22 protein-coding genes are annotated in these 15,249 nt (G+C 66.5%); 21 read left to right on the top strand and 1 reads right to left on the bottom strand.

Features of this window, described 5'->3' with window-relative positions:
* Positions 1-150: 150 nt before the first annotated feature.
* From rplN to ACTZQ5_RS04225, 16 genes are all read left to right on the top strand, one after another.
* On the top strand, positions 151-519 hold the full coding sequence (gene rplN / locus ACTZQ5_RS04300; RefSeq protein WP_017979484.1) for a 50S ribosomal protein L14: 369 nt from the start codon (positions 151-153) through the stop codon (positions 517-519).
* A complete protein-coding gene (rplX, locus tag ACTZQ5_RS04295; protein ID WP_443583927.1) occupies positions 519-836 on the top strand; it encodes a 50S ribosomal protein L24 in 318 nt (105 codons plus the stop codon). Before rplN ends, rplX begins: the two co-directional genes overlap by 1 nt.
* Entirely contained in the window at positions 829-1,413 is a 585-nt protein-coding gene (gene rplE, locus ACTZQ5_RS04290) for a 50S ribosomal protein L5 (protein ID WP_017979482.1), read from the top strand. The genes rplX and rplE overlap by 8 nt, the downstream gene beginning before the upstream one ends.
* 41 nt (positions 1,414-1,454) lie before the next feature.
* Complete coding sequence (rpsN, locus tag ACTZQ5_RS04285; RefSeq protein WP_443583926.1) at positions 1,455-1,760, top strand: 30S ribosomal protein S14; 306 nt, start codon at positions 1,455-1,457, stop codon at positions 1,758-1,760.
* An 11-nt stretch (positions 1,761-1,771) separates the two neighbouring features.
* Complete coding sequence (rpsH, locus tag ACTZQ5_RS04280; RefSeq protein WP_037534152.1) at positions 1,772-2,167, top strand: 30S ribosomal protein S8; 396 nt, start codon at positions 1,772-1,774, stop codon at positions 2,165-2,167.
* Complete coding sequence (gene rplF, locus ACTZQ5_RS04275; protein WP_443583925.1) at positions 2,167-2,700, top strand: 50S ribosomal protein L6; 534 nt, start codon at positions 2,167-2,169, stop codon at positions 2,698-2,700. Before rpsH ends, rplF begins: the two co-directional genes overlap by 1 nt.
* Positions 2,700-3,056 (top strand): 50S ribosomal protein L18, encoded by a 357-nt coding sequence (rplR, locus tag ACTZQ5_RS04270; RefSeq protein WP_443583924.1) that lies wholly within the window; start codon positions 2,700-2,702, stop codon positions 3,054-3,056. Before rplF ends, rplR begins: the two co-directional genes overlap by 1 nt.
* Positions 3,057-3,058: 2 nt before the next feature.
* Entirely contained in the window at positions 3,059-3,820 is a 762-nt protein-coding gene (gene rpsE / locus ACTZQ5_RS04265; protein WP_443583923.1) for a 30S ribosomal protein S5, read from the top strand.
* Between the two features lie 6 nt (positions 3,821-3,826).
* Complete coding sequence (rpmD, locus tag ACTZQ5_RS04260) at positions 3,827-4,003, top strand: 50S ribosomal protein L30 (protein WP_443583922.1); 177 nt, start codon at positions 3,827-3,829, stop codon at positions 4,001-4,003.
* A gap of 405 nt (positions 4,004-4,408) precedes the next feature.
* Positions 4,409-5,485 carry an acyltransferase family protein gene (locus ACTZQ5_RS04255; protein ID WP_443583921.1) on the top strand — a complete coding sequence of 359 codons (1,077 nt, stop codon included), beginning with the start codon at positions 4,409-4,411 and terminating at the stop codon, positions 5,483-5,485.
* A 95-nt stretch (positions 5,486-5,580) separates the two neighbouring features.
* Positions 5,581-6,123, top strand: coding sequence for a 50S ribosomal protein L15 (gene rplO, locus ACTZQ5_RS04250; protein ID WP_443583920.1), 543 nt, complete (start codon positions 5,581-5,583; stop codon positions 6,121-6,123).
* Between the two features lie 260 nt (positions 6,124-6,383).
* The gene (gene secY, locus ACTZQ5_RS04245; RefSeq protein WP_443583919.1) at positions 6,384-7,748 is read left to right on the top strand and encodes a preprotein translocase subunit SecY; all 1,365 of its coding nucleotides are present in this window, start codon (positions 6,384-6,386) and stop codon (positions 7,746-7,748) included.
* Between the two features lie 32 nt (positions 7,749-7,780).
* Complete coding sequence (locus ACTZQ5_RS04240; RefSeq protein WP_443583918.1) at positions 7,781-8,425, top strand: adenylate kinase; 645 nt, start codon at positions 7,781-7,783, stop codon at positions 8,423-8,425.
* 583 nt (positions 8,426-9,008) lie between these two features.
* On the top strand, positions 9,009-9,704 hold the full coding sequence (locus tag ACTZQ5_RS04235; RefSeq protein WP_443583917.1) for a winged helix-turn-helix domain-containing protein: 696 nt from the start codon (positions 9,009-9,011) through the stop codon (positions 9,702-9,704).
* Positions 9,705-9,753: 49 nt separating this feature from the next.
* Positions 9,754-11,091 carry a sensor histidine kinase gene (locus tag ACTZQ5_RS04230; protein ID WP_443583916.1) on the top strand — a complete coding sequence of 446 codons (1,338 nt, stop codon included), beginning with the start codon at positions 9,754-9,756 and terminating at the stop codon, positions 11,089-11,091.
* Between the two features lie 175 nt (positions 11,092-11,266).
* The gene (locus ACTZQ5_RS04225) at positions 11,267-11,431 is read left to right on the top strand and encodes a hypothetical protein (RefSeq protein WP_443583915.1); all 165 of its coding nucleotides are present in this window, start codon (positions 11,267-11,269) and stop codon (positions 11,429-11,431) included.
* A 42-nt stretch (positions 11,432-11,473) separates the two neighbouring features.
* Here ACTZQ5_RS04225 and ACTZQ5_RS04220 read toward each other — a convergent pair whose 3' ends face one another.
* A complete protein-coding gene (locus ACTZQ5_RS04220; RefSeq protein WP_443583914.1) occupies positions 11,474-11,620 on the bottom strand; it encodes a hypothetical protein in 147 nt (48 codons plus the stop codon).
* A 147-nt stretch (positions 11,621-11,767) separates the two neighbouring features.
* Here ACTZQ5_RS04220 and ACTZQ5_RS04215 point away from each other — a divergent pair, with 147 nt between their 5' ends.
* The 5 genes from ACTZQ5_RS04215 (at position 11,768) to ACTZQ5_RS04195 (ending at position 15,169) form a co-directional block, all read left to right on the top strand.
* The gene (locus ACTZQ5_RS04215; RefSeq protein ID WP_443583913.1) at positions 11,768-12,043 is read left to right on the top strand and encodes a hypothetical protein; all 276 of its coding nucleotides are present in this window, start codon (positions 11,768-11,770) and stop codon (positions 12,041-12,043) included.
* A 48-nt stretch (positions 12,044-12,091) separates the two neighbouring features.
* Positions 12,092-12,898: a hypothetical protein gene (locus ACTZQ5_RS04210; protein WP_443583912.1), complete on the top strand. Its 807-nt coding sequence runs from the start codon at positions 12,092-12,094 to the stop codon at positions 12,896-12,898.
* A 254-nt stretch (positions 12,899-13,152) separates the two neighbouring features.
* Positions 13,153-13,521: a 30S ribosomal protein S13 gene (rpsM, locus tag ACTZQ5_RS04205; protein ID WP_443583911.1), complete on the top strand. Its 369-nt coding sequence runs from the start codon at positions 13,153-13,155 to the stop codon at positions 13,519-13,521.
* A 107-nt stretch (positions 13,522-13,628) separates the two neighbouring features.
* On the top strand, positions 13,629-14,018 hold the full coding sequence (rpsK, locus tag ACTZQ5_RS04200) for a 30S ribosomal protein S11 (RefSeq protein WP_017979464.1): 390 nt from the start codon (positions 13,629-13,631) through the stop codon (positions 14,016-14,018).
* An 83-nt stretch (positions 14,019-14,101) separates the two neighbouring features.
* The gene (locus tag ACTZQ5_RS04195; protein ID WP_443583910.1) at positions 14,102-15,169 is read left to right on the top strand and encodes a DNA-directed RNA polymerase subunit alpha; all 1,068 of its coding nucleotides are present in this window, start codon (positions 14,102-14,104) and stop codon (positions 15,167-15,169) included.
* Positions 15,170-15,249 lie beyond the last annotated feature (80 nt).

The following is a 15,249-nucleotide window of genomic DNA, read 5'->3' as shown; positions in this document are numbered from 1 at the left end:
TGCGGCCGGCGGGTGAAGGGCAGGGGGCTTGCCTCCTGCCAGCGGAGTGGTTACAGGGCCGCTCCCCCGGTGCAGTTCGCTGCGCCGGGGTCATTGTTTTAGGCGGGGTTGGGTCGGTATCCACCCCATAGACGAGAAGGAAATGGATCGATGATCCAGATGCAATCCAATCTCGACGTCGCTGACAACAGCGGCGCGAAGCGGGTGCAGTGCATCAAGGTGCTGGGCGGCTCGAAGCGTCGCACGGCATCGGTCGGCGACATCATCGTCGTCAGCATCAAGGAAGCACAGCCCCGCGGCAAGGTGAAGAAGGGCGACGTGCATCGTGCCGTCATCGTTCGCACCGCCAAGGACATCCATCGTGCCGATGGCTCGACCATCCGCTTCGACGGCAACGCCGCCGTCCTGGTCAACAAGAACGAGGAGCCGATCGGCACCCGTATCTTCGGCCCGGTCGTGCGCGAGCTGCGTGGCAAGAAGCACATGAAGATCATCTCTCTGGCGCCGGAGGTGCTGTAATGGCCGCCGCGAAGATCAAGAAGGGCGATCGCGTCATCGTCCTGTCCGGCAAGGACAAGGGCAAGACCGGCACCGTCACCATCGCCATGCCGAAGGACGGCAAGGTCGTGGTGGAGGGCGTCAACGTCGCGACCCGCCACCGCAAGCCGACCCAGGCGAACCCGCAGGGCGGCCTGGAGCGCACCGAAGCGCCGCTGCACATCTCGAAGGTCGCGCACGTGACCGCCGACGGCAAGCCCACCCGCGTCCGTTTCGAGTCGCAGGACGGCAAGAAGGTCCGCGTGGCCGTGAAGTCCGGGGAGAAGATCGATGGCTGATGCCTACAAGCCCCGGATGAAGGGCATCTACGAAGACACGATCATCAAGGCGATGGTCGAGAAGTTCGGCTACAAGAACGTCAACGAGATCCCGCGGATCGAGAAGATCGTGCTGAACATGGGCGTCGGCGAGGCGACCCAGGACAAGAAGCGCGTCGATCAGGCCGCGTCGGAAATGGAGCTGATCGCCGGTCAGAAGCCGGTCATCACCAAGGCGAAGAAGTCAATCGCGCAGTTCAAGCTGCGTGAAGGCATGCCGATCGGCGTCAAGGTGACGCTGCGTCGCGAGCGCATGTACGAGTTCCTCGACCGCTTCATCACGATCGCGCTGCCCCGCGTGCGCGACTTCCGTGGCCTGAACCCCAAGAGCTTCGATGGTCGCGGCAATTATGCCTGCGGCATCAAGGAACAGATCATCTTCCCGGAGATCAACTACGATCGCATCGACAAGGTGCGCGGGATGGACGTGATCGTCACCACCACGGCGAAGACCGACGACGAGGCGCGCGAGCTGCTGCGTCTGTTCGGCTTCCCGTTCCCTCAGCCCGAGGCTGAGCAGCAGAAGCAGGCCGCGTGAGCGGTCTTGCTTCCCTGAACTAAGGAAGAGAGCTTAAGTCCATGGCGAAACTGAGTTCCATCAACAAGAACGAGCGTCGCAAGAAGCTCGTGAAGCAATATGCTCCCAAGCTTGCGAAGCTGAAGGCACAGGCGAACGACCAGAGCCTCGACGAGAACGAGCGCCTGATCGCCCGTCTCAAGATGGCCGAGCTGCCGCGCAACGCGAACCCGACCCGGATCCGCAACCGCTGCGAGATCACCGGCCGTCCGCGCGCTTACTATCGCAAGTTCCGTCTCGCACGCGTGATGCTCCGCGATCTGGCCAACAAGGGCCTGATCCCCGGTCTCACCAAGTCGAGCTGGTAAGGATCACGAAAATGGCAGTGACCGATCCCCTGGGTGACCTGCTCACCCGCATCCGCAACGGCCAGCGCGCGAAGAAGGACAGCGTCCTCTCGCCCGCGTCGAAGCTGCGCATCCGCGTCCTCGACGTGCTGCAGCGCGAAGGCTATATCCGTGGCTACAGCGACGAACAGATGGGCCCGGCCGCCGGCGTCCGCATCGAGCTGAAGTATTTCGAGGGCCAGCCGGCGATCAAGCACGTCGCGCGCGTCTCGAAGCCCGGCCGCCGCGTCTATTCCGGTTCGCAGGAATTGCCGCGCGTCCGCAACGGCCTCGGCATCACCATCGTCTCGACGCCGCGTGGCGTTCTCTCCGACGCGGAAGCGCGTGAGCAGAACGTCGGTGGCGAAGTGCTCGCGGAGGTCTTCTGATGAGCCGCATCGGTAAGAAGCCGGTCACCGTACCGGCGGGCGTGACCCCGACGATCAGCAACGGCGTCATCAGCGTGAAGGGCCCGAAGGGCACCCTGACCATGCCGATGCGCGACGAGATCAGCTACACCGTCGAGGACGGCGGCATTTCGGTGCAGCCGGCCAACGACACCAAGCGCGCGCGCGCCTTCTGGGGCATGCAGCGCACGATGGTGCAGAACCTGGTCACCGGCGTGACCGAGGGCTTCACCAAGAAGCTGCTCATCACCGGCGTCGGCTATCGTGCCGCCGCGCAGGGCAAGACCCTGAAGCTGCAGCTCGGCTACAGCCACGACGTCAACATCGACGTGCCGGAAGGCATCGAGGTGAAGACGCCTGACGCGACCACGGTCGAGATCAGCGGCTCCGACAAGCAGAAGGTCGGTCAGCTGGCCGCCGAGATCCGTCAGTGGCGCAAGCCCGAGCCGTACAAGGGCAAGGGCATCAAGTACGACGGCGAGTTCATCTTCCGCAAGGAAGGGAAGAAGAAGTAATGACCAAGGGTCTTTCTCTGTTCCAGAAGCGCCGTCGGCGCAATCGCACCGCGCTGAAGGCGCGTTCGGGCACCCGCCCGCGCCTGTCGGTGCATCGTTCGGGCAAGCACATCTATGCCCAGGTCATCGACGACGTCGCCGGCAGGACCGTCGCGTCGGCATCGACCCTGGAAAAGGACGTGCGCGGCACGTCGGGGGCCAACATCGCGGCAGCGACCGCGGTCGGCACCCGCGTGGCGGAAGCGGCCAAGGCGGCGGGCGTGACGCAGGTCGTGTTCGATCGCGGCGGCTTCCTGTTCCACGGCCGTGTCAAGGCGCTGGCGGAAGCCGCGCGTGAAGCCGGATTGGAGTTCTAAGAATGGCTGACGAGAACAACGTGCAGCCGGCAGCGGCTGAGGGCGCACCGCAGGACGCTTCGGCGCCGCAGGGCGGCCAGCAGGGCGGCTTCGGCGGTGGACGTGGTGGTCCGCGCGGCGGCCGTGGTGGCGGCGGTGGCCGTGGTCCCGGCGGTCCGGGTGGCAATCGCGGTGGCCGTGACGGCGGCCGTGGCGGCCGTCGCGACGATCGCCGTGGCGGTCAGGACGATGGCGGCGAAGAGCTGATCGAGAAGCTGGTCCACATCAACCGCGTCTCGAAGACGGTGAAGGGCGGCAAGCGCTTCGGCTTCGCGGCGCTGGTCGTCGTGGGCGACGGCAAGGGCCGCGTCGGCTTCGGTCATGGCAAGGCGCGCGAAGTGCCGGAAGCCATTTCGAAGGCGACCGCTTCGGCCAAGAAGGCGATGGTTCGCGTTCCGCTGAAGGACGGCCGCACGCTGCATCACGACGGCAACGGCCACTTCGGTGCCGGTCGCGTGACCGTGCGTTCGGCGCCGCAGGGCACCGGCATCATCGCCGGCGGTCCGATGCGCGCGATCTTCGAATCGCTCGGCGTCGCCGACGTGGTGACCAAGTCGATCGGCACGTCCAACCCCTACAACATGATCCGCGCCACGTTCGAAGCGCTGGGCGACCAGACCTCTCCGAAGGCGGTGGCGCAGCGTCGTGGCAAGAAGATCGCCGACCTGCTCGGCCGCGGTGGTTCGCAGACCGCCGAGGCGGATGCTGCGGCCGTCACGGAGTAACGCGACATGGCGACGATCAAGATCAAGCAGACCGGTTCGCCGATCCGCCGCACGAAGGACCAGCGCGCGACGCTGGTCGGCCTTGGCCTCAACAAGATGCACAAGGTGTCGGAGCTGGAAGACAGCCCCGAAGTGCGCGGCATGATCCGCAAGGTCCAGCACATGGTCGAAGTGCAGGGCTGATCGCCCGGCATTTCGCTGAAACAGGAAAGGGGGTCGGTTCGCCGGCCCCCTTTTTCGTGCGGGCTATCGGGCTTGGGCGCGCAGGTCGGGCCACCGACGGGAGCCGCGCTTCACCACGCTAAACAGGCCGGTGCGTTGGTGATGGACGATGAAAGGCGGACGTTCGCCTTGCGTCTCCACGCGTAGCATGATCGGTTTACCGGTGCGCTGCTAGGACCAAATCAAGCTTCAATCCTCCCCCGCCAGGGGGAGGTGGCAGGCGCAGCCTGACGGAGGGGGAGGTAAGCGACGACCACCGTCGGGAGTCCTCCCCCCTCCGTCGCCTTCGGCGCCACCTCCCCTTGGCGGGGGAGGATGAAGAGAATCCTTCATCCTGAGTGTCGATCGGCCTTAGAAGCCCGCGCGATGAGTACCGGTGCCCAAACCGCAGCCGCAGACACAACCTCGCCGCACGCAGGCCTGAGCCCGGCGGTGCGCACGCTGCTCGATGCCGCCCGCGCCTGCGCCGCGCTGTATGTCGTCGCGCATCATGTCGCCAAGGCGCATGCGCTCGCCGGCCTGCCGGGTTACGCCCTGCGCTTCGGGCAGGAGGCCGTGCTGGTCTTTTTCCTGCTCAGCGGCTTCGTGATCTTCGCCAACGAGCGGCGGAGGGCGCTCCATCCGCGTGGCTATGGCTGGCGGCGGGCGCGGCGCATCTATCCGCCGCTGATCGCCGCGCTCGGCGTCTCGACCCTCATCGCCTGGAGCAACGGCGACCTGTCGCAGCGCTTCGATGCCGGCCAGCTGGCGGGGACGCTGCTCGCGGTACAGGATATCGCGGCGCTGAAGCCCGGCGTCTGGGCCGATCCCTATCTCGGCAACGATCCGCTCTGGTCCTTGTCGTATGAGATCGCCTTCTACCTGATCTTTCCGTTCGCGCTGCGCTGGTGGACCGCGGCGCCGCGCAGCGCGAACCATGCGATCGGCCTCGCCTGCTGTCTCGCCTATGGCGTTTACGCCGTGCTGCCGAACCATATCGCGCTCGTCGTCGCCTATTTTCTCGTCTGGTGGAGCGGGGCGATGGCCGCTGCGGCCTATCTGGACGGCGCCCGCCGGCTGCGCGGCATCGCCGTGCCGCTGCTCTGGCTGCTGCTGTTGGGCCTGGCGGCGGCTGCGGTGGTGGCGTGGCGCGGCTATGACGGCTTCGGGCGCTATCCGATGCTGCCGCTGCGCCATTTCGCCAGCGCCGCGATCATGGTGGTGTGCCTGTTCGGGCCGTTGGGGCGCATGCTGTCGCGACTGGCCGCCGCAACCCCGCGGCTGTGGGCGGGCATCGCCGGCGTGTCCTATGGCCTCTACGTCCTGCACATGCCGTTGCTGGTCGATTGGCGGCTGGCGCAAAGCCCTGCCGGCCTGTGCGGTGCGGCGGTGCTGCTGGTGGCGCTCGCCTGGGCGGTCGAACGGTGGCTGCCGCGGCTGCTGCCACGCGCGCCGGCGTCCTGACGGCGCGGAAAAGCGCGTGACATCGGCGGGTGATGCCGCTATGCGCCCGCGCTTCCTATCCATCAGCGCGACAAAAGCGAAAGCGAGTGCAATCCATGAAACTGAACGAACTCCGCGACAACCAGGGCGCCCGCAAGTCCAAGATCCGCGTCGGACGCGGCATCGGCTCGGGCAAGGGCAAGACCGGCGGCCGCGGCGTCAAGGGCCAGAAGAGCCGCGAGGGCGTCAGCATCGCCGGCTTCGAAGGCGGCCAGATGCCGCTCCACATGCGTCTGCCGAAGCGCGGCTTCAATAACATCTTCGCCAAGGATTATGCCGAGGTGAACACCGGCGCGATCCAGAAGGCGATCGATTCGGGCAAGCTGTCGGCAGAGGGCACGATCGACCAGGCGGCGCTGAAGGCGGCCGGCCTGGTGCGCGGCGGCAAGGACGGCGTGCGCGTGCTCGGCAAGGGCGAGCTGACCGCGAAGCTGAGCTTCCACGTCGCCGGCGTCTCGGCCGGTGCGCGCGAGATGATCGAAAAGGCCGGTGGCTCGCTCGACATCCCGACGATCGTTCCCGCCGCCGAAAAGGCCGCCGCCAAGAAAGGCGTCGCCTACAAGGCGCGTCAGGAAAAGAAGGCGTCGTTCAAGGCGTAAGCCGCTCTCCCATCATCTTCCGTCATGCCGGATTCGTTCCGGCATCCACCCATCCCCGGGCGCTGGCGCCAGAGGACGCGTGGGCCCCGGAACACGTCCGGGGCGACGTCGGGATGAGACACGAGGTGCGTCGCGATTAGACAAGGCGTGCTGAGCGCCTATATGAGCGGCGGGGCGGTAAAAACGCATCCCGCCGTTTTTGTTTCGCACCCATGGAAGTATGACTTTCGTGGGAACCCGTTTCCAGGACACCGACACGCATGGCATCCGCAGCCGACCAGATGGCGCAAAGCATCAGCCTCGCGAAATTCGCGCAGGCGACCGACCTCAAGAAGCGGCTGTGGTTCACGATCGGCGCGCTGATCGTCTTCCGCCTGCTCAGCTACGTGCCGCTGCCGGGCATCGACCCGACCGCGCTCAACCTGCTGTCGCAGCGCACCACGGGCGGCGTGCTGGATTTCTTCAACACCTTCTCGGGCGGTTCCTTGAGCCGCATGTCGCTGATCGCGCTCGGCGTGATGCCGTACATCACGGCATCGATCGTCGTGCAGCTCGCGACCTCGCTCAGCCCGCAACTCGCCGCCATCAAGAAGGAAGGCGAATCGGGCCGCAAGAAGCTCAACCAGTACACCCGCTACGGCACCGTCGCGCTGACCGCGATCCAGGGCTATTTCATCGCCGTCGGGCTGGAGGCGCTGGCCGCCACCAACGGCGTGGCTGCGGTGATCGAACCGGGCATGACCTTCCGCATCGCCGCGGTCATCAGCCTGATCGGCGGCACCATGTTCCTGATGTGGCTGGGTGAGCAGATCACCAGCCGCGGCATCGGCAACGGCGTGTCGCTCATCATCATGGCGGGCATCGTCGCGCACCTGCCGACCACGCTGGTCAACCTGCTGGAGGGCGGGCGCTCGGGATCGATCGACGCGGTGCGCCTGATCGGCATCGTCATCGCCGTCGTCGCGCTGATCCTGTTCATCTGCTTCATGGAGCGTGCGCAGCGCCGCATCCTGATCCAATACCCCAAGCGCCAGACGCAGCGCGGCATGCAGGCGGATCGCAGCCACCTGCCGCTCAAGATCAACACCGCGGGCGTGATCCCGCCGATCTTCGCCTCGTCGCTGCTGCTGATGCCGCTCACCATCTCGCAGTTCGCCGGACAGCGCGTCGCGGGCGAATCGAAGTGGGGCGACTTCATCATCACCCTCAACCAGTATCTGGCGCACGGGCAGCCGGTGTACATGGCGCTCTACGCCGCCGGCATCATCTTCTTCTCGTTCTTCTACACCGCCGTCGTCTTCAATCCGGAAGAAACCGCGGACAACCTGAAGCGCTATGGCGGGTTCATCCCCGGCATCCGTCCGGGCAAGAATACCGAGACCTATTTCGATTACGTGCTGACCCGCATCACCGTGATCGGCGCGGCCTATCTGACCGTGATCTGCCTGTTGCCCGAATATCTGGTGTCGGCGCTGTCGATCCCCTTCTACCTGGGCGGCACCAGCCTGCTGATCGTCGTCAACGTGACCATGGACACGGTGACGCAGATCCAGAGCCACCTGCTGGCGCATCAATATGGCGACCTCATCAAGAAGGCGAAGCTGAAGGGCGGGCGCCTGCGTTAAGCTGATCCACGCGCGGTAAAGGGAGTGCGCCGGTGAACATCATCCTTCTCGGGCCGCCGGGGGCGGGCAAGGGTACCCAGGCGCAGCGGCTGATGGCCACGCGCGGCATGGTGCAGCTGTCGACCGGCGACATGCTGCGCGCGGCGGTGAAGGCGGGCTCGCCCGTCGGCCTGCAGGCGAAGGCGGTGATGGACGCCGGCGAGCTGGTGTCGGACGCCATCGTCTCGGCGCTGATCGGTGAGCGGCTCGACCAGGGCATCGGTGGCGGCGCGATCTTCGACGGCTATCCGCGCACCGCGGCGCAGGCCGCCTCGCTCGACGAGCTGCTGGAGGCACGTGGCCTCACCCTCGACCATGTCATCGAGCTGGAGGTGGACGAGGCGGCGCTGATCGAGCGCGTCGAGGGCCGCTACACCTGCGCCAAGTGCGGCGAGGGCTATCACGACCGCTTCAAGGAGCCCGCCGTTCCCGGCGTATGCGACGTGTGCGGTTCGACCGAGTTCAAGCGCCGGCCCGACGACAATGCCGAAACCGTGCGCACCCGCATGAACGAATATCGCGCCAAGACCGCGCCGATCCTGCCGATCTACCAGGTCCGCGGGCTGGTGCAGAAGGTCAACGGCATGGCCGACATCGACCACGTCAGCCAGGCGATCGGCCAGATCCTCGACGGCTGATGAAATCCTCCCCGGAACGGGGAGGGGGACCGCCGGCGAAGCCGGTGGTGGAGGGGGCTCTCCACGAGCGGCATCGCTTGCCGAACGCCCCCTTCGTCAGCGCCGCGCACTGTCACCTCCCCGTGCCAGGGAGAGCTATCGCATATGGCTGGGACAGCTGCCGGGCTCGGGTGAAGGGGCATCCCATCCCGATATTTCCCGTCACCCCGGACTCGTTCCGGGGTCCACCTTGCCGCAAAACCAATAGCGTATGGGTGTGCGGCACGGTGGATGCCGGACCAAGTCCGGCATTACGGAGGGTTGAAGAACATCACCCAGGTTCGGTCAGCCCAGATGCGATAGCCCTGCCGTACCGGGGGGGAATTATCCTTTTGGCATAACCTGTTACAACCATGACGCGTTTGTCATGTCCGGGTCATCGCGCCGCTATCCCCCCTCACGTAGAACCGCTGCACGACCTCGATGGGGTCGGCAGGTTCGACGAGATCGGTACCCGACACTCCCGGGGGTGCCGTAGGGGCCGGCGGAAGGGATGCTTTCCGCCGGCCTTTCCTGTAATGACGGGATCCGTGAGGAAGGAATCGTGAGCCGCAAGATCCTGATCGTCGAGGACGACAGTTCCACCGCCGCCTATCTCGCCAAGGGTCTGTCGGAAGCGGGCTATGCCGTGGAATCGGCGCGCGACGGCCGCGACGGCCTGTTCCTGGCGAGCGAGGGCATCTTCGACCTCGTGATCGCCGATCGCATGCTCCCCGGCCTCGACGGCCTGTCGATGGTCAGCGCGATCCGCGCCGCGGGCATCGCCACGCCGGTGCTCGTGCTCTCGGCGCTGGCCGCCGTCGACGACCGGGTCGACGGGCTGAAGGCGGGGGCGGACGATTACCTCTGCAAGCCCTTCTCCTTCGCCGAACTCTCCGCCCGGATCGAGGCACTGGTCCGCCGCTCCGATCGCGCCGCGACGGAGCCCGCCAAGACCAAGCTGTCGGTCGGCGATCTGGAGATCGATCTGCTCGCCCGCGCCGTCACCCGTGCGGGTCGCGCCATTCCGCTCGGCGCGCGCGAATTCAACCTGCTGGAATTCCTCGCCCGCCATGCCGGCCAGGTCGTCACCCGCACGATGATGCTGGAAAAGATCTGGAACTACCATTTCGATCCCGGCAGCAACGTCGTCGACGTCCACATCGGCCGTCTCCGCCGCAAGCTGGAGGATGGCTTCCCGTCGCCGATCCTCCACACCGTCCGCGGCGCGGGATATCGGCTTGCGGCCGAGCCGGTCTGATCTGCCGCAATTCCGTTCGCATGGCCGGGGGAACGGGATAGGATGGGCCATGCGCCTGTCCGTCACCGCCCGTATCGCCCTGCTGTCGATCGCCCTGGCGCTGGTGTCGAACCTGGTGCTGGTCGGCTTCGTCTGGAAGCGGACCGACGCCGCGGTGATCGGCACCGTCCGCCGCGAGACGATCGAACAGGCCGACGCGATGGTCGAGATCTACGAGGCCGGCGGCCTGCCGGACGTGGTGGAGGCGATCGGCCATGCCCGCGCCGCGGGGGATACCTCGCTGCTGCTCGCGGTGTTCGATGCGCGCGGACGCCGCATCGCCGGCTTCGCGCCCGCAGCGCTCGGCGTGCCGCTCGCTCCCAGCCCGTTCCGCATCGCCGATATCGACGGGTCGGAGGCGACCAGCGACATCGGCTTCACGCTGCGGCCGATCGGCAGCCACTGGCTGCTCACCGGGCGGCGGCTCGATCTGGTCGAGGCGGAACGGCATGCGATCGAAGGCGCGCTGGCCGTCGCCATCCTCCTGTCGCTGGTGCTCGGCATCGGCGCCGGCCTGGTGCTGGCGCGCTATGTCGGCGTGCGGCTCAACCGGATCGCGGCGGTGATCGCCGCGGCGGGGGAGGGCGATCTGTCGCGCCGCGTGCCGGTCGCCCCGACGCGCCGCGATGCCTTCGACCGGCTCGCCGACCAGCTCAACCTGATGCTGGCCAAGCTCGAACGCGTCATGGTCGAGCTGCGCCTCGTCACCGACAGCCTCGCCCACGACCTGCGCTCGCCCCTGACGCGGCTGCGCACCAAGACCGAGCAGGCGGTGCTGATCGCCGACCCGCACGCGCGCGAGGCCGCACTGGGCGGTCTGCTCGCCGAGACAGACCTGGTGATGCGGATGCTGACCATGGTGATCGAGATCAGCCGCTCCGAATCGGTATCGCGCGACCGCTTCATCCTGGTCGAGCCTGCCGACCTGGTCGAGGAGATCGCCGAACTCTACGAGCCCGTCGCCGAGGAGGCGGGGCTCGACTTCACGCTGGCGATCGATCCCTCCGCCCCGCCGATGTCGCTGCACCGCGAACTGCTCAGCCAGGCGATCACCAACCTCATCGACAATGCGCTGAAACACGCGGCGAGCGGAGGCGTGCTGACGCTGCGCCTCGTCGTCCACACGCATGAGATCGCGATTCAGGTCGAGGATCGCGGCGCCGGCATCGCCGAGGCGGATCGCGCGCAGGCGCTGAAGCGCTTCGGCCGCCTCGATGCGGCACGGACGACACCGGGCGCGGGGCTGGGCATGGCGCTGATCGAGGCGGTGGCGCGCCTGCACAATGGCCGCTTCGAACTGGCGGACAATGTGCCGGGGCTGGTCGCGCGGATCGTATTACCGATCTGATTCGGACCGATCGTCGTATTTTCCGAACGATCGACGGTTAACCACTTGTCAGGTGGCGCGCGATAGCGTGTCGGACGAACGCGGCCGGGGGGCCGCTAATTCGTGGGGCTTTGCGCCGGTAGCGGCAAGAAGGAGCGTTATGCTTGGGGCGATCGTGTTGACCTATGGGATGCTGATGAGTTTCGTGCTGCAGGGCGCGTCGCGCAATGCACGGCTGAAGCGGCCCAATCCGCCGATGCTGCAATATGTCGGCTATGTGCTGTGCGGCCTGTCCGCCGGTCTGTCGGCGATGCTGCTGCTGATGGCCTTCACGGCCAAGGGGCCGCTACCTTTGGTCTGATGGGGAGCGGCCGGGCTGTCGCGGTCGCGGGAGCCCGGCGGGTCAGGCGGCGCGGCGCGCGATCAGCGCCGCATCGATCCGCGCGACGAGTTCGCTCATCGCCGGGGGCGACCAGGGGGCGAGCGCGACGGGTGCCGGTGCCTGTACCTTTTTCGCAATCCGGTCATAGGCATGCTGGGCAAGAGCCATCGCGGTGTCCTTTCGCCCGACGATATGGCCGATTCGCTCCTGCCAAATGGTTAACACGGGCGATAAACGTCTGCTAACCTACTGGCATCGCCGGAAAGGCAGGATATGCCGGTCCGCGATCGCCACGCCCCGATCATCAGGATTTCCATGGACCCGCTCAGCCTCTTCGGCCTGTTCGCCATCCTCTTCATGCTGCTCTGCTATCTGATGGAGGATCGTTCGCCGTGGTGGACGCTGGGCTTTGCGGCGGGGTGCGTGCTCAGTTCGATCTACGGCTTCCTCCAGGGCGCCTGGCCGTTCGGCGCGGTGGAACTGCTGTGGACCGCCGTCGCGCTGCGCCGCTGGTGGCTGGCGCTGGCGCGGACACGCACGGCGACTGGGGCCGGATCGGCATCGATTGACGCTGTGGCGGATCGGTCCTAGCCTCGGCATCACCGAGTAGCGCGTTCCCTCTTGTCCGAAGGAACTCCGATGTCCCGTATCCTCATTGGCGCCTGTATCGGCGCGCTGTGCCTGTCCGCCGCTGCCGTTCCTGCCGCCGCGCAGAACGCCGCATCCTTCTCCGGAACATGGAAGGGCGATATCGCCTCCGCCAAGCTGCCGGCCAAGCCCGATGTCTTCATGCTGAAGGATGGGCGCTACAGCTGCTCCAGCTGCGTGCCGGCGGTCGCGGTGAAGGCGGACGGCACCGCACAGGCGTCACCCGGCCATGATTATTGGGATCACATCGCGGTCAAGCCGGTGGATGCCCGCACCATCGCCTACCGCTACACGCGCGGCGGCAAGGTGGTGACGACCAGCACCGACACCGTGTCGCCGGACGGCAGGACGCTGACCAGCCGCTGGCGGTCGACGGACAATGCGAAGGGCGTCGAGCAAAGCGGCACCAAGGTCGAAACCCGCATCGGCCCGGCGCCCGCCGGGGCGCATGCCGCGTCGGGCAGCTGGCGGCGCGAAGCGATCAAGGCGATCAGCGATTCGAGCCTGTACCTGACCCTGAAGGACGACGGCCGCGCGCTCACCTTCTCGCAGCCGAGCGGCGAAACCTTCACCGCCCGCTTCGGTGGACCTGCGGTGCCGATCGTCGGCGATCCCGCGCGCACCATGGCACAGGTCCGTCGGGCCGGCCCGCGCACGATCGTGGAAACCGACACGCGCGACGGCAAGGTGGTGTACGTCTACACCATGACGCTGGCGCCCGACGGCCGCAGCATCACGATGGTCAACGAAGACCGGCGGCAGGGGACGAAGACGCAGTTCGTCGCGCACCGGCAATAGGGCTTGGCCATCACCGGGCGATCCGTCGGCCCGGTGATGGCGGTCCCGGCAAGGCGGTGCGGAACCGGTCGCTTGACAGGGCGTTTGCGCGCGCCTACCTGCACTCCTCTCCGAAATACCGGCTTGCGGCGGCGCTCGTTTGCGTGCGCCGTGCTTTGCGTAGGGCAAGGGCGGCCGGTATGGCTCGGAGGATGCGATGAGATGGGGATCGTGGCTAGCCATGCCGTTCCCCGTGGAGCTAGGAGAAACGTTTCATGGCACGTATCGCGGGTGTCAACATCCCGACCAACAAGCGCGTGGTGATCGCGCTCACGTACATCCACGGCATTGGCCCGGCCAAGTCGAAGGAAATCACGGACAAGCTGAACATCGCGCCCGAGCGCCGCGTTCAGGACCTGACCGACCAGGAAGTGTTGCAGATCCGCGAGACGATCGACGCCGATCACACCGTGGAAGGCGATCTGCGTCGCGAAACCGCGATGAACATCAAGCGCCTGATGGATCTGGCCTGCTATCGCGGCCTGCGTCATCGCAAGGGCCTGCCGGTCCGCGGCCAGCGCACGCACACCAATGCGCGCACCCGCAAGGGCAAGGCGAAGCCGATCGCAGGGAAGAAGAAGTAAGAAACAGTCCGGGGGACTGTTTTTGACTTCTTCTCCGCCGGAGGCAGGCTCGAGGCAGACCGCCCGTCGATCTCCGCATCAAGAGATTCAGGTCAGGATTTGATTCAATGGCACGTGAACCGCAGCGTCTTCGCCGTCGCGAACGCAAGAACATCACCGCCGGCGTCGCGCACGTGAACGCCAGCTTCAACAACACCATGATCACCATCACCGACGCGCAGGGCAACGCCATCTCGTGGTCGTCCGCCGGCATGATGGGCTTCAAGGGCAGCCGCAAGTCGACCCCGTATGCCGCCCAGGTGGCTGCGGAAGACGCCGGCAAGAAGGCCGCCGAGCACGGCGTCCGCACCCTGGAAGTCGAAGTGAAGGGTCCGGGTTCGGGCCGCGAATCGGCGCTGCGCGCGCTGCAGGCGGTCGGTTTCCAGATCACCTCGATCCGTGACGTCACCTCGATCCCGCACAATGGCGTGCGTCCGTCGAAGCGCCGCCGCGTCTGATCTCCCACGCGCCGGCTGACGAGTCGGCGCGTCTTTCTCCCGGCTGGAACCGCCCCCGTTCCGGCCCAAATTAGGGGACACCTGTGTCTGTCAACGCAAAGAACTGGCAGGAACTGAAGAAGCCCAACGGCCTTGAGAAGAAGGGCGGCGATGGCAAGCGCAAGGCGACCTTCGTGGCCGAGCCGCTGGAGCGTGGCTTCGGCCTGACGCTCGGCAACGCGCTGCGCCGCGTGCTGCTCTCCTCGCTGCAGGGCGCGGCGGTGACCTCGATCAAGATCGAGAACGTGCTGCACGAATTCAGCAGCCTGGCCGGCGTCCGCGAGGACGTCACCGACATCGTCCTCAACGTCAAGCAGATCGCGATCCGCATGCAGGGCGAGGGGCCCAAGCGCCTCCAGCTCTCCGCGACCGGTCCTGCCGAGGTGAAGGCCGGCGACATCGCCGTGTCGGGCGATATCGAGGTGATGAACCCCGAGCTCGTCCTGTGCCACCTCGACGAAGGCGCGACGCTCAACATGGAGCTGACCGCCGACATCGGTAAGGGCTATGTCCCCGCGACCGCCAACCGTCCGGCCGATGCGCCGATCGGCCTGATCCCGGTCGACGCGCTCTATTCGCCGGTGCGCCAGGTGTCGTACAAGGTCGACCCGACCCGCGTCGGGCAGGACCTCGATTACGACAAGCTGACGCTGACGATCGAGACCGACGGCACGGTGACCCCGGAAGACGCGGTGGCCTATGCCGGCCGCATCCTTCAGGACCAGCTGGCGCTGTTCGTCCACTTCGACGATTCGGCGATCACGCGGTCTTCGGCTCCGATCGGCCAGGCGGCCGCTCCGGCTGCCGGCGGCGAAGCGGCGAGCGACACGCAGCAGATCAACCGTTACCTCCTCAAGAAGGTCGACGAGCTGGAACTGTCGGTGCGTTCGGCCAACTGCCTGAAGAACGACAACATCATCTACATCGGCGATCTGGTCGGCAAGACCGAGGCCGAAATGCTGCGTACCCCGAACTTCGGCCGCAAGTCCTTGAACGAAATCAAGGAAGTGCTGTCGTCCATGGGTCTGCGCCTGGGCATGGAAATCCCCGGCTGGCCGCCTGAGAACATCGAAGAGATGGCCAAGAAGCTGGAACAGGAGATCATGGGCTGATCGCAGCGGATTAGCGCGAGCTAATCCGCGCCTCGGCGATCAGCTCGGCCGACGGGCAGGGAAGCGACGAAGTCGCAACA

Origin of the sequence: Sphingomonas cellulosilytica, assembly GCF_052321755.1 — a bacterium.
Classification (GTDB): Bacteria; Pseudomonadota; Alphaproteobacteria; order Sphingomonadales; family Sphingomonadaceae; genus Sphingomonas.
The sequence above is the reverse complement of the archived record's forward strand: the minus strand, read 5'-3'. Positions and strand labels throughout refer to the sequence as shown.

Bases quoted from the DNA above. Each gene is read 5' to 3' on its own strand.
- rplO (WP_443583920.1), top strand. From the start codon at position 5,581: ATGAAACTGAACGAACTCCGCGACAACCAGGGCGCCCGCAAGTCCAAG.
- rplX (WP_443583927.1), top strand. From the start codon at position 519: ATGGCCGCCGCGAAGATCAAGAAGGGCGATCGCGTCATCGTCCTGTCC.
- secY (WP_443583919.1), top strand. From the start codon at position 6,384: ATGGCATCCGCAGCCGACCAGATGGCGCAAAGCATCAGCCTCGCGAAA.
- ACTZQ5_RS04225 (WP_443583915.1), top strand. From the start codon at position 11,267: ATGAGTTTCGTGCTGCAGGGCGCGTCGCGCAATGCACGGCTGAAGCGG.
- ACTZQ5_RS04220 (WP_443583914.1), bottom strand. From the start codon at position 11,620: ATGGCTCTTGCCCAGCATGCCTATGACCGGATTGCGAAAAAGGTACAG.
- rpsN (WP_443583926.1), top strand. From the start codon at position 1,455: ATGGCGAAACTGAGTTCCATCAACAAGAACGAGCGTCGCAAGAAGCTC.
- ACTZQ5_RS04255 (WP_443583921.1), top strand. From the start codon at position 4,409: ATGAGTACCGGTGCCCAAACCGCAGCCGCAGACACAACCTCGCCGCAC.
- rpsM (WP_443583911.1), top strand. From the start codon at position 13,153: ATGGCACGTATCGCGGGTGTCAACATCCCGACCAACAAGCGCGTGGTG.
- rplF (WP_443583925.1), top strand. From the start codon at position 2,167: ATGAGCCGCATCGGTAAGAAGCCGGTCACCGTACCGGCGGGCGTGACC.
- rplN (WP_017979484.1), top strand. From the start codon at position 151: ATGATCCAGATGCAATCCAATCTCGACGTCGCTGACAACAGCGGCGCG.
- rplR (WP_443583924.1), top strand. From the start codon at position 2,700: ATGACCAAGGGTCTTTCTCTGTTCCAGAAGCGCCGTCGGCGCAATCGC.
- rpsE (WP_443583923.1), top strand. From the start codon at position 3,059: ATGGCTGACGAGAACAACGTGCAGCCGGCAGCGGCTGAGGGCGCACCG.
- rplE (WP_017979482.1), top strand. From the start codon at position 829: ATGGCTGATGCCTACAAGCCCCGGATGAAGGGCATCTACGAAGACACG.
- rpmD (WP_443583922.1), top strand. From the start codon at position 3,827: ATGGCGACGATCAAGATCAAGCAGACCGGTTCGCCGATCCGCCGCACG.
- ACTZQ5_RS04210 (WP_443583912.1), top strand. From the start codon at position 12,092: ATGTCCCGTATCCTCATTGGCGCCTGTATCGGCGCGCTGTGCCTGTCC.
- ACTZQ5_RS04215 (WP_443583913.1), top strand. From the start codon at position 11,768: ATGGACCCGCTCAGCCTCTTCGGCCTGTTCGCCATCCTCTTCATGCTG.
- rpsH (WP_037534152.1), top strand. From the start codon at position 1,772: ATGGCAGTGACCGATCCCCTGGGTGACCTGCTCACCCGCATCCGCAAC.
- rpsK (WP_017979464.1), top strand. From the start codon at position 13,629: ATGGCACGTGAACCGCAGCGTCTTCGCCGTCGCGAACGCAAGAACATC.
- ACTZQ5_RS04230 (WP_443583916.1), top strand. From the start codon at position 9,754: ATGCGCCTGTCCGTCACCGCCCGTATCGCCCTGCTGTCGATCGCCCTG.